14 protein-coding genes are annotated in these 12298 nt (G+C 66.9%); 7 read left to right on the top strand and 7 right to left on the bottom strand.

The window, feature by feature from the left end; all coding sequences use genetic code 11:
• Positions 1-127: 127 nt before the first annotated feature.
• The 4 genes from RSO01_RS26480 (at position 128) to RSO01_RS26465 (ending at position 2460) form a co-directional block, all read left to right on the top strand.
• Entirely contained in the window at positions 128-691 is a 564-nt protein-coding gene (locus RSO01_RS26480) for a helix-turn-helix domain-containing protein (protein WP_147153106.1), read from the top strand.
• A complete protein-coding gene (locus tag RSO01_RS26475) occupies positions 691-1527 on the top strand; it encodes an EamA family transporter (protein WP_147153104.1) in 837 nt (278 codons plus the stop codon). The genes RSO01_RS26480 and RSO01_RS26475 overlap by 1 nt, the downstream gene beginning before the upstream one ends.
• 86 nt (positions 1528-1613) lie before the next feature.
• The gene (locus RSO01_RS26470; protein ID WP_147153101.1) at positions 1614-2054 is read left to right on the top strand and encodes a hypothetical protein; all 441 of its coding nucleotides are present in this window, start codon (positions 1614-1616) and stop codon (positions 2052-2054) included.
• 112 nt (positions 2055-2166) lie between these two features.
• On the top strand, positions 2167-2460 hold the full coding sequence (locus RSO01_RS26465) for a GYD domain-containing protein (RefSeq protein WP_147153100.1): 294 nt from the start codon (positions 2167-2169) through the stop codon (positions 2458-2460).
• On the opposite strand, the gene cobF is transcribed toward RSO01_RS26465, so the two are convergent.
• The 5 genes from cobF to trmFO form a co-directional block, all read right to left on the bottom strand.
• Entirely contained in the window at positions 2441-3220 is a 780-nt protein-coding gene (gene cobF / locus RSO01_RS26460) for a precorrin-6A synthase (deacetylating) (RefSeq protein ID WP_147153098.1), read from the bottom strand. The two genes, RSO01_RS26465 and cobF, sit on opposite strands and share 20 nt — an antisense overlap.
• A gap of 45 nt (positions 3221-3265) precedes the next feature.
• A complete protein-coding gene (locus RSO01_RS26455) occupies positions 3266-4615 on the bottom strand; it encodes an MATE family efflux transporter (protein WP_147153096.1) in 1350 nt (449 codons plus the stop codon).
• Positions 4612-5961 carry an MATE family efflux transporter gene (locus RSO01_RS26450; RefSeq protein WP_147153094.1) on the bottom strand — a complete coding sequence of 450 codons (1350 nt, stop codon included), beginning with the start codon at positions 5959-5961 and terminating at the stop codon, positions 4612-4614. Before RSO01_RS26450 ends, RSO01_RS26455 begins: the two co-directional genes overlap by 4 nt.
• Before the next feature lie 95 nt (positions 5962-6056).
• Positions 6057-6305, bottom strand: coding sequence for an acyl carrier protein (locus tag RSO01_RS26445; RefSeq protein WP_147153092.1), 249 nt, complete (start codon positions 6303-6305; stop codon positions 6057-6059).
• Between the two features lie 131 nt (positions 6306-6436).
• A complete protein-coding gene (trmFO, locus tag RSO01_RS26440; protein ID WP_147153091.1) occupies positions 6437-7795 on the bottom strand; it encodes a methylenetetrahydrofolate--tRNA-(uracil(54)-C(5))-methyltransferase (FADH(2)-oxidizing) TrmFO in 1359 nt (452 codons plus the stop codon).
• A 120-nt stretch (positions 7796-7915) separates the two neighbouring features.
• On the opposite strand from trmFO, the gene RSO01_RS26435 reads away from it, so the two are divergent.
• From RSO01_RS26435 to RSO01_RS26425, 3 genes are all read left to right on the top strand, one after another.
• Positions 7916-8299, top strand: coding sequence for a RidA family protein (locus tag RSO01_RS26435; RefSeq protein WP_170303375.1), 384 nt, complete (start codon positions 7916-7918; stop codon positions 8297-8299).
• 101 nt (positions 8300-8400) lie between these two features.
• Positions 8401-8901 carry a DUF3455 domain-containing protein gene (locus RSO01_RS26430; protein ID WP_147153087.1) on the top strand — a complete coding sequence of 167 codons (501 nt, stop codon included), beginning with the start codon at positions 8401-8403 and terminating at the stop codon, positions 8899-8901.
• 77 nt (positions 8902-8978) lie between these two features.
• Complete coding sequence (locus RSO01_RS26425; protein ID WP_147153085.1) at positions 8979-10634, top strand: NAD+ synthase; 1656 nt, start codon at positions 8979-8981, stop codon at positions 10632-10634.
• A 41-nt stretch (positions 10635-10675) separates the two neighbouring features.
• Here the strand turns inward: RSO01_RS26425 and RSO01_RS26420 are convergent, their stop codons facing one another.
• Entirely contained in the window at positions 10676-11629 is a 954-nt protein-coding gene (locus tag RSO01_RS26420; protein ID WP_147153084.1) for a hypothetical protein, read from the bottom strand.
• Positions 11613-12272: an FkbM family methyltransferase gene (locus RSO01_RS26415; protein WP_246158818.1), complete on the bottom strand. Its 660-nt coding sequence runs from the start codon at positions 12270-12272 to the stop codon at positions 11613-11615. The genes RSO01_RS26420 and RSO01_RS26415 overlap by 17 nt, the downstream gene beginning before the upstream one ends.
• Positions 12273-12298 lie beyond the last annotated feature (26 nt).

Here is a 12298-nt window from a genome sequence, read left to right as displayed (position 1 = left end):
CTACGAAAGTACCGGCGGAAATGCCGATAATACCGGAAAGTCATCTCGCCGCGCCGAAGAACGCGCGATCCCGTTTGCCGCTGGGGTGGCTTGACGTTTCCATGATACCGGATGATTATCCAGTATAATGGAAATCAACCATCGCATCGCCGCGCGCGTACGCCAGATCCGGGCCGACCAGGGGCTGGCGCTCGACGCCCTGGCCGAGCGGTCGGGCGTCAGCCGCTCCATGATCTCGCTGATCGAGCGCGGCGAGAGCAGCCCGACGGCGGTGGTGCTGGAGAAGCTTGCGACGGGGCTCGGCGTGCCACTGGCCTCGCTGTTCGATGCGCCCGCGGCGCCGGCCGATCCGGTGTCGCGCCGCAAGGACCAAGTCGAATGGCGCGATCCCGCCTCGGGCTACGTCCGGCGCAACGTCTCGCCTCCGGGCTTTCCATCGCCCATGCAGGTCGTCGAGGTCGTCTTTCCCGCGGGCGCAAGGGTGGCCTACGAGACCGGCCCGCGGCCCGGCGTGCAGCATCAGCAGATCTGGGTGCTGCAGGGCACGCTTGAGGTGACGGTCGACAAGACACGCCACGAGCTCGACGCCGGCGACTGCCTAGCCATGGTGGTCGACCGGCAGATCACCTTCCGCAATCGGACGTCCAAACCGGCTCGCTACGCCGTGATCATCGATCATCGGCCAGCTTGATGGACGGGCTCGACGTCGCCGCCGCGCTTACCAGCGCGCTCCTGCATGCCGGCTGGAATGCCGCGGTGAAGGCGAGCCGCGATCCGCCGCGGGCCATGACCGCGCAGATGCTGCTGAGCGCGCTGCTGGTGTTGCCGGGCCTGCTGTGGTCCGGCCTGCCGCCGCTGGCCGCGTGGCCGTGGATCGCCGCGTCGACCTTGCTGAACGTCGTCACCGTGACCGCCTTGCTGCGCGGCTATGAGCTGGGCGGCTTCGGCCTTGTCTATCCCGTCGCCCGCGCCATCGCGGTCGTGCTGGTCGTGCCGCTGGTGGCCGTGGTCGCCGGCGGCTGGCCCAGCACCGCGGCTCTGGGCGGCATCGCCATCATCGCCCTGTCGCTTGCCGCGCTCGCCTGGGACACCGTGCGTGCCCGCGGTGTGCCCCTGCAGGCATTGGCCTGGATCTTTGCCGCGGGCGTCGGTGCTGCCGGCTACATCCTGTGCGACGCCCAGGGTGTACGGACGTCGGGCTCGCCGTGGGCCTACGGCTTCGTCGTCTCGGTCACCAATGCGGCGGCGATGTGCTGGCGCCAGCGCCGCAACGGCGCGCCGTGGATGCTGCTCAAGGGCCAGTGGCCGATCGCGGTGCCCGCGGCCATCGCCTCGGTCGCATCCTATCTGCTGATCCTCTGGGTGTGGGGCCATGCCCCGATCGCGCCGGCCGCCGCCCTGCGCGACACCAGCGCCGTCTTCGCCATCCTGATCGCCGTCGTCTGGCTGAAGGAACCCTTTACGCGCACGCGCATCGTGGCCGTGCTGCTGGCGGCGGCGGCAATACCGCTGCTGCGCCTGGGGTGAATGATCACAGGCCTTCCCCTCGACTGACCGAACGCAGCTCTTATTTTTCGGACTCCCACGCCCCTTCAAGCGCTGATGGAGTGGTCATGTCGCGTAGCGTGATGGTTTTGTTGCTGGTTGCGTTCCTGGTTGGCGCCTGCGCCACTGGTTATAGTGTGGCGACGGACGGTCGCCGCGCCGTCCTCGGCATGAACGCCGATACCTTCCAGTCCTGTGCCGGCATTCCGACACGGACCAAGCGCCTCGACGAGCGCACCGAGCTCTTCTCCTACGAGCTCAAAAACGAGAATACCGGCGGCGTGGAAGTCAGCGTGCCGGTGGTCGGCGGCGGTTTCAAGATCGGGAAAAGCGGTTCCTACTGTCACGCGATCGTCCGCGTCGTCGACGGCAAGGTCGCCGAGCTGAACTACACCGGCGACAACGACGACTTCGTCGGCAAGGAGGGCGTCTGCGCGCCGATCGTGCGCGGCTGCCTTCGTGCCCACGGCAGCGATCCGGAAGTGAAGACAGCCAACATGGGCCGTTAGAGGTCTGTCGCGCCGCGTCCGATTGGCGGATAATCGGAGAGCGGCTGCCTGAGCGGCCGCGAGCGCGTGTCATGCGTTAAGTCCGTTCCCAATCGATCGAGGGAGGATAACGATGGCGACCTATTGCGTGCTGGGAAGCTTCACCGAACAGGGAGTGCGCGGCGCCAAGGACTCGCCCAAGCGAGCCGAGGCGTTCAAGGAGATGGCCAAGAAATGCGGGGTGACGGTCAAGGAGGTCTACTGGGCGCAAGGCCAGTATGACGTCGTCACCATTCTCGAGGCATCGGACGATCTTGCCGTGACGTCGCTGGCCTTGAGCGCCGGTGCGCTGGGCAACATCCGCACCCAGACGTTACGGCTGTTCTCGGCGGGCGACATGAAGGCGATCATCGAGAAGATGGCGTAGTCGCCCGACGTAGCAGATAGGTGTCCATGATCCATCCGTTGGCGCGGCGCGCTTCGCTGCGCCGGCGATGGATTTCCTCGGCCACGTCCTTGACCTTGCCGGCGATCAGGATCTCGTCGGGCGTGCCGAGATAGGCGCCCCACCAGATGTCGACGTCCCCATGGACCTTGGAGTCGACGAAGCGCCTGAACGTGTCCTCGCCGTCGAGCAGCACGACCACGCTGTCGACGCCCGGCGGGAAGCCGTCCGCGAGCTTGCGGCCGGTCGTGATCGTGACGGCCTCGGCGATGCGATTGAGCGGGATCTTGTGCGCGGCTGCCAGCGCCTGGATGGCGGTGATGCCGGGGATCACCTCGTAGTCGAAGGCAAGGCCCGCTTCCTTCAGCGCGTCGAGATTGCGGATGGTGCTGTCGTAGAGCATGGGATCGCCCCACACGAGGAAGGCACCGGTCTCGCCGTCCTTCACCTCGCCGATCAGCGTCTCGAACACGGCCTGCTTGGCCTGGTTCAGGTCGTCGACGCAGGCGCGATAGTCGGCGGGTGCGGGATCACGCGGTGGACTGGCCGCCTCGGCGACGCGATACGTGCGGCCCTTGACGTGCCGCCGCAGGATCTCCTCGCGCAGCGCGCGCAGCTTGGTCTTGGCCGCACCCTTGTCCATGACGAAGAAGACGTCGACGCGGTTCAGCGCCTGCACGGCCCGGACCGTGAGCTGGTCGGGATCGCCGACGCCGATGCCGATGACGAAGATTTTCCTCATGGCGGGCCTTGTCGCACGTCCAGCCGGTTGCGCGCGACCCCCGTCTCAGACGTGCCAGGCTCGGCGCGTCGTCGAGACGGCGAGCAGGAGCGCGTAGGCCACCACCCCCGCGGCGACACAGGCATAAAGCCCGGGCGCCGCCCATCCCAGGACGTCGAGAGCGAGCAAGCCGCCGCCGATCACGACCACGATGCGCGTGGCGGTGGCCAGCGTCGGCCAGATCATGTCGCCCGCGCCCATGGCGGCGAAGTTCAGCGCCATCGCCAGGCCGAACAGGCCATAGGTCGGCCCGACGATCCGGAAATAAAGGCGTCCGGCTTCGAGCGCCGCCGGGTCGTCGGTGAACAGCCGCAGCCACAGGTCGGGGAACAACGCCACGGTGAGGCCGATGGCCATCGTGACGGCACCGGCGATCAGCGCGCCGGTCCAGGCGGCTTGGCGGGCCCTCGCGAACTGGCGGGCGCCCTTGTTGGTGCCGACCATGGCGGTCAGCGCCGCGCCGATGCCGAAGGTCAGCGGGCTCAGGAGGTATTCCAGGCGGCTGCCGACGCCGTAACCGGCGATCGCCGCATCGCCGGCGCGACCGATCAGCCCGATGACGACCAGCACGGCGGCATTGATCAGGATGACCACGACGCAGGAGGTGGCGCCGATCTTCAGGATGTCGACGAAGATCGGCCAACGGAAACCGCGCGCCGGCCAGCGCAGGCGCACGGCGGCGCGGCCCTGGAGGATCGGCAGCAGAATCCAGACGGCAGCGACGGCGTAGGAGATCACGGCGGCGAGGGCGGGGCTGGCGACACCGAGCCGCGGCATGCCCAGCCAGCCCAGCGTGAGGGCGCCGCTCAGCGGGATCTGCAGGATGGCGAGGGTGATCAGCGCATAGCCCGGCGTCTTCATGTCGCCGCTGCCGCGCAGGATGGACGCGAGCGTGTTGGCCAGCCAATGCGCGCCGCAGCCCAGGAACATCACCGTCGAGAAGGCGATGGCGCCCTCGAGCGCCACACCGCTGCCGCCCAGCGCGCCGAACAACGGCCGGCCGAAGCCCACGAACACGACCGCAAACAGCAGGGTCATGACCGCGGCGATGACGAGCGCATGCGCGGCGGTGGCATCGGCGCGGTCGCGATCGCCGGAGCCCAGCGCGCGGGCCACGGATGAGGAGACGCCGCCGCCCATGGCGCCGGCTGACATCATCTGCAGCGTGGTCTGGGCGGGGAAGACCAGCGCCAGCGCGGCGAGCTCCGCCGTGCCGAGTCGGCCCACGAACCAGCCGTCGGCGATCAGCACCAGGCTCTGCACCGAGACATTGACGACATTGGGTGCGGCCAGCGTGAGGATGGTGGGAAGCAGCGGCCCCACCAGCATCGACTGACGGCGCTGCTCGGGACTCATCCCGTCCAGGCCCGCCGCGTCGTCGAGAAGGCGAGCAGAGCCGAGAAGGCGATGATGCCGACCGCGACGCAGGCGTAGAGGCCCGACACGCCCCAGCCGAACTGGTCGAGGGCGAGAAGGCTGCCGCCGCCGGCGATGGTGATGCGCGTGAGGTTGGCCGCCACCGGCCAGTACATCTCGCCGGTGCCCTGCGAGGCGAAGTAGAGCGCCATGGCGACGCCGAAGAAGCCGTAGGCCGGCCCGACGATGCTGAGATAGTGGCTACCCGAGGCCAGCGCCCTGGGGTCGGCGGTGAACAGGCCAAGCCAGAGTTCGGGCCAGATCGCCACGACGATGCCGATCACGGCGGCGATGCCGCCCGCCATTGCCGCACCCGTCCAGGCGAGTCGCTGGGCGCGGGCATACTGACGGGCGCCGATATTGGTGCCGACCAGGGCGGTCAGCGTGGCGCCGATGCCGAAGCTGATGGGGATCAGCATGTATTCCAGGCGGCTGCCGATGCCGTAGCCCGCGATGGCGCCGTCGCCTTCGCGACCGATCAGGCCGGTGACGACCAGCACCGTGCCGTTGGTCAGGATGACGACCAGGCAGGCGATCAGGCCGACCTTCAGGATGTCGCGGAAGGCCGCCCACTTGAAGCCGCCGGCCGGCCAGTGCAGGCGCAACGCGGCCTTGGGGCCCAGAAGCCTGCTCAGCATCCAGACGGCGGCGAGGGCGAAGGAGATCACGGCGGCCAGGGCCGGCCCGCGGATGCCGAGCGCCGGCAGGCCGAACCAGCCCAAGGTCAGCGCGCCGGTCAGCGGGATCTGCAGCAAGGCGGTAGCGACCAGGGCATAACCCGGAGTCTTCATATCGCCGGTGCCGCGCAGCACCGAGGCCATCGAGTTGGCGACCCAGTGGGCGGCGCAGCCCAGGAACAGGACGGTGGCGAAGGCCTCGGCGCGATCGAGCGCGGCGCCGCTGCCGCCCAGCGCGCCGTAGATCGCGCGGCCGAAGCCCACGAACAGGACGGCAAACAGCACCGACATGCCGAGCGCGATGACGAGGGCATGCGCGGCCGCTGCCTCGGCGGCGGCGCGGTTGCCGGCGCCGAGCGCGCGCGCCACCGAGGAGGAGATGCCGCCGCCCATTGCGCCGGCCGACATCATGCCGAGCGTCATCTGGGTCGGGAACACGAGCGCCAGCGCGGCGAGGTCGACGATGCCGAGCTGGCCCACGAACCAGCCGTCGGAAATGCTGACCAGGCTCTGCATGGCCACGTTCAGCACATTGGGCATGGCGAGGGCGAGAATGGTGGGCACGATCGGCCCAGCCAGCATCATCTGCCGGCGCTCGGCGGGACTCATGGATTACTCGTGTAGATACACCTACCGAGCAACATGCCCATGCCCGCGCGGTTCTGCGCGCGAGGTTATCTCATGGGGATATCAGATGGAGCCCGTCAGGCCCGGCCGCACAGCGTCAGGACCATGTCGGCGAGCTGGTCCACGGTGCGGACTTCGGCGATGAGATTGATGGGGAGGGAGACGTCGAACCGGTCCTCGAGCGCCATGATCATGTCCATGAGCGTCAGCGAATCGATGGTCGAACCATCGGAGATGACCGTGGCCCCCGTGATCGGTCTGTCGCCGACCTGGTAGGGCAGAAGCTGGTGGCGAATCTCGCGCATCACGTCAAGCTGAAGGGCCACGCGCTCCGCATTGTTGGCAATAAGGTCAACCGTGCTCTGCAAATCACTCTCCGCCGAATGACGCTGATGGCATCAAACAGCAATCGTGAGTCCCATGGAAATAACGTTTGGTTACCAAACGTTGCGAAGGTCTATTCGGCTGCGAGCGGAGTCGGCGACAGCCATCGATCGAAATCGCGCAGGGCGCGTGCACTAAGCGCCTGCTTGCGCTCCTTGCCGCGCAGAGTTCCCTCGATCGGCGGGAACAGGCCGAAGTTGACGTTCATCGGTTGGAAGGTCGTGGCGTCCGCACCACCCGTGATGTGGCCGAGCAAGGCGCCCATCGCCGTCGTTGCAGGCGGTGTGGTCGATGCCAGGCCAAGCCGCTCAGCGGCCGCGAACCGGCCGGTCATCAGCCCGACGGCCGCGCTTTCGACATAGCCCTCACAGCCCGTGATCTGGCCGGCGAAGCGCAGGCGCGGCATGGCCTTCAGCCTCAAAGAGGCGTCGAGCAGACGCGGGCTGTTGAGGAAGGTGTTGCGATGCAGGCCGCCCAGGCGCGCGAACTCGGCGTTTTGCAGGCCGGGGATGGTGCGGAACAGGCGCGTCTGCTCACCATGCTTCAGCTTGGTCTGGAAGCCCACGATGTTCCACAGCGTGCTAAGCGCATTGTCCTGGCGAAGCTGCACGACGGCCCAGGGGCGATGGCCGGTGCGCGGGTCGCGCAGGCCGACCGGCTTCATCGGCCCGAAGCGAAGCGTCTGCGGGCCGCTGGCGGCGATCACCTCGATCGGCTGGCAGCCGTTGAAGTAGGGCGTGTTGTGCTCCCACTCCTTGAATTCGGTCTTGTCGCCCGCCAGCAGGGCCGCGACGAAGGCCTCGTACTCCGGCTTGGTGAGCGGGCAGTTGAGATAGTCGGCGCCGTCGCCGGCCGGGCCGCCTTTGTCGTAGCGCGACTGCTTCCAGGCGATCGACAGATCGATGCTTTCGTGGTGCACGATGGGCGCGATGGCGTCGAAGAAGGCGAGCGCTTCCTCGCCGCTCAGCGAGCGAATTGCCTCGGCCAGCGCCGGCGAGGTGAGGGGGCCGGTGGCCACGATCACGCTGTCCCAGTCGGCGGGCGGCAGGCCGGCCACCTCCTCGCGTCGGAGGTCGACCAGCGGATGGGTGAGCAGCGCCTGCTGCACGGCGGCCGAGAAGCCATGGCGGTCGACCGCGAGCGCGCCGCCAGCCGGCAGCTTGTGGGCATCGGCCGCGCGCATGATCAGCGAGCCGGCGCGCCGCATTTCCTCGTGCAGCAGCCCGACGGCGTTGTTTGCGGCGTCGTCGGAGCGGAAGGAATTGGAACAGACAAGCTCGGCCAGGCTGTCGGTGAGATGCGCCTCGGTGCCACGCACCGGCCGCATCTCGTGCAGCACCACGGGCACGCCGGCCGACGCGATCTGCCACGCCGCCTCGGAGCCGGCGAGGCCGCCCCCGACGATATGTATTGGCTTGGCGCTTGACGTCATGCTGCCTGACCTGAAACTTTCTGTCGTCCTGAGCGCAGCGAAGGACCTCATCGCCGCTTGCTGAAGGCATGAGATCCTTCGCTTCGCTCAGGATGACTTATTTAGATGGGAGATCGCACGATGGCCAACAAGTTCCATAATCCCAAATCCGTTGCCCTTGCCGGCAAGTACAGTCTCGCAGCCGAGGTGCCGGCCGGTGCGCGGGTTGTCTTCGTCGCCGGCCAGGTCGGCCTCGACGGCAGCGGCAAGCTCGCGGACGGGATCGAGGCGCAGTGCGACCAGGTCTGGAAGAACATCGGCGAGGTGCTGAAAGCCGCCGACATGACCTTCAAGGACATCGTGAAGATCAATTCCTTCCTGACCGACGGCCGCTTCATCATGGCCAACCGCGCCGCGCGCGATAAGGTCATCGGCGAGCCGTATCCGTCCTCGACCCTGCTCATCGTTCAGGGGCTGGCCGACCCCGCCATGCTGGTCGAGATCGAGGTCATCGCCGCGAAGTAGCCGCATCCGTCCTCTACCCTTGCTCATCGTCCCGGGGCTGGCCGATCCCGCCATGCTGGCCGAGATCGAGCTCATCGCCGCGAAGCAAAGGAGCAAGTGCCATGCGTTGGATCGCCTGCAGCCTGATCGCATCTATCGTCGTGTCGGGTGTCGCCTACGCGGCCGATGAGCTGGTGCCGCCGCCAAAAGGCGCGCCGCTGCTGCTGCAGGTCGATGCGGACGGTGTGCAGATCTACACCTGCGAAGCCAAGGACCAGGGCTTTGCTTGGGTGTTCAAGGCGCCCGAGGCCAACCTGTTCGACAAGCAGGGCCGCCAGATCGGCACGCACTTCGCAGGACCTTCCTGGAAGTTCGCCGATGGCAGCGTGGTCGGTGAACTCGCCGCGCGCGCCGATGCGCCGGCAAGCGGCGCCATTCCCTGGCTGCTGCTCAAGCCCAAGAGCCATGAGGGCTCAGGCGTGCCGGCGAACACGGCCTTCATTCGTCGCGCCGACACCAAAGGCGGCGCGGCCCCGGCTGCGGGCTGCGATGCCGCGCACAAGGGCGAGCAGGCGCGCATTCGTTACTACGCGCTCTATCAGTTCTTTGGCGCCGCCAAGTAACGCCGTTGACATCCTTTATGCTCGTAAATAGCATAACCATATAATGCTCATATAGAGCAAAAAGGTGTTCGTTCGTCATGTCGGATTCCCTCAAGGTCGCGCTCGCCCAACTCAATCCCAAGGTGGGCGACGTTGCCGGCAACCTCGCCAAGGTGCGGGTCGCGCGCGCCGAGGCGACGAAGCAAGGCGCCGACCTCATGCTGACGGCCGAGCTGGTCCTCGCGGGCTATTTCCCCGAGGACCTGGTCCTGAAGCCTTCGTTCGTGAAGCGCTGCCACGAGGCGGTCGAAGAGCTGCGCGCCGACACCAACGATGGCGGGCCGGCGCTGTTCGTCGCCACGCCGTGGCATGAGGATGGCAAGCTCTACAACGCCATCATCTGCCTCGACAAAGGCGAGATCGTCGGCAAGCGCTACAAGGTCGATCTGCCGAACTACGGCGTGTTCGACGACAAGCGGGTCTTCGCCCCGGGTCCCATGCCGGGACCGCTGGTCGTCAGGGGCGTGCGCATCGGGGTGCCGATCTGCGAGGACGTCTGGACGCCTGACGTCGTCGAATGCATCTCCGAGACCGGCGGCGAGATCCTGCTGGTGCCCAACGCCTCGCCCTACGAGGTCGGCAAGACCGACGTGCGCGTGCAGCTCGCCGTCAGCCGCGTCGTCGAGAGCGGCCTGCCACTGGTCTATCTCAACCAGGTCGGCGGGCAGGACGAAGTCGTCTATGACGGCGGCTCGTTCGTTCTGGGCGCCGACCGGTCGCTGAAGGCCAAGTTCGCTTCTTTCCGCGAGCAGGTGGCGACCATCGAGTTCCGCCGCAATGGCGGTGGCTGGGAGTGTCAGCCCGGCCCCATCGCACCCGAGCTCAGCGACATCGAATCGATCTACCAGGCGATGATGCTGGGCCTGCGCGACTACGTGAACAAGACGGGCTTCCCGTCGGTCGTGATCGGCCTGTCGGGCGGCGTCGATTCGGCGCTGACCGCCGCCGTCGCCGCCGATGCGCTGGGGCCTGAGCGCGTGCACACGATCATGATGCCATCGCCCTACACCAGCACGCATTCGCTGGAGGACGCCAAGGCGTGTGCCGAGGCGATCGGCGTGCGCTACGACATCGTCGGCATCGAGCCCGCGATGGAGGCCTTCCGCACCATGACGGTGCCGCTGTTCGGCAACCGCAAGGAGGACGTCACCGAGGAGAACATCCAGAGCCGCGCCCGTGGCGTCGTGCTGATGGCGGTGTCCAACAAGCTCGGCGGCATGGTCGTGACGACGGGCAACAAGTCGGAGATGGCGGTAGGCTACGCCACGCTCTATGGCGACATGTGCGGCGGCTATAACGTCTTGAAGGACGTCTACAAGACCACGGTGTTCGAGCTCTGCCGCTGGCGCAATGCGCACCTGCCTGAGGGCGCGCTGGGCCGCCAGGGCAGGGTGATCCCCGAGCGCATCATCGACAAGCCGCCGTCGGCCGAGTTGCGGCCCGACCAGCGGGACTCCGATTCGCTGCCGCCTTATCCGGTGCTGGATGCCATCCTGAAGGGCCTGATCGAACGCGACCTGTCGGTCGAGGAGCTGGCCGCCGAGGGCCACGACCTTGCCATCGTCAACAAGGTGTGGCGCCTGCTCGAAGGCGCGGAGTACAAACGACGCCAGGCGCCGCCCGGCGTGAAGATCACCTCACGCCTCATCAGCCGCGAGCGGCGCTATCCGATCGTGAATGGGTTTCGGGGTTAGGACGGGCGCCCCGACGGTGGCCGGCGTGAGCCGGCTTCCCGTCATCGTTTGTCTTCCCGGAAATCGCGAAACGTGAAGTCCGGAGCGCTGGTGTTGTGGCGAGAGGGCACCCGCCGCCCGGACCACAGCTCGACTGCACGAGCCCGCTGGAACGACATGACGTCGGCTTCCTGCCAGGAAGGACTCGCCTGGGCGCGCCAGGCAACGCGGGCGACGTCGTTGTTGGTCTCGTTTACATGCATGGAGCGCAATGCGGCGAACGGTCGGTCATGGCCGACAGGCCGCTCCAATGTGATCTCAAGAGCGATGCGTTCCTGGTCCAGGGTATCAAGGCGTAGCGTCGCGCTGCCGCCGCGAGCGAAGTTCAGCGAAAAGGTGCGCGAGGATGGATCGAACGCGACGTCTTTCAGGTCGACCAAGGGCCGACCCTGCTCTTCCACGGGGCCGACGAGAAAGGAGGAGCCGTAGGCTGTTGCACGCAGGTTCTGAGGCGCCAAAGGACGCGCCCGCCAGTAGCCGTCGGTGGGATAGAGCACCAGGACTTCTTCGGCGCGTTCCTGGAAGCGAGTCCAGAGCTGCAGGAGATGGAAACCGGTTTCGACTCGTGTGCCGACCTGTACCGGAACGCTGTTCGGACGCCAGAAGCTCGGATAGGTAAGGCCCACGAGTTGCCAATCCTCGGTCTCGTAGATCGTGAGACGACGACGTTCGAACGGATAGGCGGCAGCCGCCGGCATGTTGCAATTGGTAAAATCGGGATCCCAACGGTCGGCAACAATGGTGCCGACATACGCGGGATGCCGGGCTTCGATCCTGAAGCGGCGCACCCGCTCGCCTTGCAGCTTGATGTAGACGTTGTCTTCCTCGGCACATCGCGTCGGCGTGCTGGCGTTGACTATCTCGACCGGCGCCTCGGCCTTCGCTGAAGCAGGAATGCCCGCCCACAAGATGAACATGACGAGGACGGCGAGGATTGCATCAGTCGCGTCGCGCATAGATGTCCCCGGAGTTCGCCGAATGGGGCAGGGTCATCAGCCAATTCGCGACGTCGGAGGCGTTCAGCCACTCGCCCAGTCTCTGGCTTTCCCCGAGGGCCGCGCAAAAGCGCGTGTAGCCGAGGGCCGTACAGCGCTCGAGTGAAGCCAATCCGACAGCGCGTTGGATCGTCGTGAATTCGAACGAAAGGGCGGTGACGCAATGCGACAACCCGGCGAGCGCCTCCGCCTCGAACCCCTCGACATCGAGCTTGATGAAGGATGGCGAGCCATGCTTGCTGATCAGTTCGTCGAGCGTCGTAACGTCGACCGGAAGCGACTGCGACCACGCTTGGCCCTCCCATCCTTCGGCGCCGCGGCTGGCTTCGATGAAATCTCTCGACAGCGTGGAAGTCGTTGGATTGTCGAGATTGATCATCATCGGTGCCGTGCCCGCCACCCGTCCAACCGCGGATGGCACCAGGGTGACGGCGTCGTCGCGCCCGAACAGGACCGTCAGCGTTCGAAACAAGGCCGGCTGCGGCTCCGCGGCGACGACATGCGCTCCAAGCCGGCGAAACGACCGAATTCGGTCGCCGACGTGTGCGCCGACATCGAAGACAAGGTCGCCCGGCTTGATGAACCGTGCATAGAGCGCGTCCATCGCGTGGGCGCGTCCGGCATGCCCGT

This window comes from Reyranella soli, from assembly GCF_007992495.1.
Lineage (GTDB): Bacteria > Pseudomonadota > Alphaproteobacteria > Reyranellales > Reyranellaceae > Reyranella > Reyranella soli.
Note: the sequence above shows the minus strand (reverse complement) of the source record. Positions and strands in the feature narration are given on the sequence as shown.

What these genes read in the sequence shown, in the direction of transcription:
- RSO01_RS26415 (WP_246158818.1), bottom strand. Translation starts at nt 12,272, where the DNA reads ATGGACGCGCTCTATGCACGGTTCATCAAGCCGGGCGACCTTGTCTTC.
- RSO01_RS26470 (WP_147153101.1), top strand. Translation starts at nt 1,614, where the DNA reads ATGTCGCGTAGCGTGATGGTTTTGTTGCTGGTTGCGTTCCTGGTTGGC.
- cobF (WP_147153098.1), bottom strand. Translation starts at nt 3,220, where the DNA reads ATGAGGAAAATCTTCGTCATCGGCATCGGCGTCGGCGATCCCGACCAG.
- RSO01_RS26420 (WP_147153084.1), bottom strand. Translation starts at nt 11,629, where the DNA reads ATGCGCGACGCGACTGATGCAATCCTCGCCGTCCTCGTCATGTTCATC.
- RSO01_RS26465 (WP_147153100.1), top strand. Translation starts at nt 2,167, where the DNA reads ATGGCGACCTATTGCGTGCTGGGAAGCTTCACCGAACAGGGAGTGCGC.
- RSO01_RS26435 (WP_170303375.1), top strand. Translation starts at nt 7,916, where the DNA reads ATGGCCAACAAGTTCCATAATCCCAAATCCGTTGCCCTTGCCGGCAAG.
- RSO01_RS26480 (WP_147153106.1), top strand. Translation starts at nt 128, where the DNA reads ATGGAAATCAACCATCGCATCGCCGCGCGCGTACGCCAGATCCGGGCC.
- RSO01_RS26430 (WP_147153087.1), top strand. Translation starts at nt 8,401, where the DNA reads ATGCGTTGGATCGCCTGCAGCCTGATCGCATCTATCGTCGTGTCGGGT.
- RSO01_RS26455 (WP_147153096.1), bottom strand. Translation starts at nt 4,615, where the DNA reads ATGAGTCCCGAGCAGCGCCGTCAGTCGATGCTGGTGGGGCCGCTGCTT.
- RSO01_RS26425 (WP_147153085.1), top strand. Translation starts at nt 8,979, where the DNA reads ATGTCGGATTCCCTCAAGGTCGCGCTCGCCCAACTCAATCCCAAGGTG.
- trmFO (WP_147153091.1), bottom strand. Translation starts at nt 7,795, where the DNA reads ATGACGTCAAGCGCCAAGCCAATACATATCGTCGGGGGCGGCCTCGCC.
- RSO01_RS26450 (WP_147153094.1), bottom strand. Translation starts at nt 5,961, where the DNA reads ATGAGTCCCGCCGAGCGCCGGCAGATGATGCTGGCTGGGCCGATCGTG.
- RSO01_RS26475 (WP_147153104.1), top strand. Translation starts at nt 691, where the DNA reads ATGGACGGGCTCGACGTCGCCGCCGCGCTTACCAGCGCGCTCCTGCAT.